Origin of the sequence: Tritonibacter sp. SIMBA_163 (assembly GCF_046535935.1) — a bacterium.
GTDB lineage: Bacteria > Pseudomonadota > Alphaproteobacteria > Rhodobacterales > Rhodobacteraceae > Epibacterium > Epibacterium scottomollicae.
In genome coordinates, this window is record NZ_JAWJBP010000625.1 from 1 (window position 1) to 263 (window position 263).

General features: G+C 63.9%; 1 protein-coding gene. It reads right to left on the minus strand.

The window, feature by feature from the left end; all coding sequences use genetic code 11:
* On the minus strand, window positions 1-110 hold a 110-nt coding region (locus tag R0J92_RS23805; protein WP_411053491.1), incomplete at its 3' end, for a proline racemase family protein.
* Window positions 111-263: the final 153 nt, after the last annotated feature.

Genomic DNA, 263 nt, shown 5'->3' on the forward strand with positions numbered 1-263 from the left:
CGGCGCGCACTCATCGTCGCCCCGTCCAGCGCCGGCCCGCCGCCAGCGACCAGCCGTACCGGGTTGCCGCAGGCGTGTCCGTCGATACAGAAGACGGTATTTGGACGCATCGCTAACCTCTGTTGCCGGCGGCATTAAGCGTCGGCAACTAGGTTTGGGTCAATCGACAGATCAAACCCCGGAGCGTTGGTTGCACGCGCTGGTGCGGTGGCTATGATCGCCCCGCCATGACGGACTCCCCAGCACATGCCGATAGAGACAAT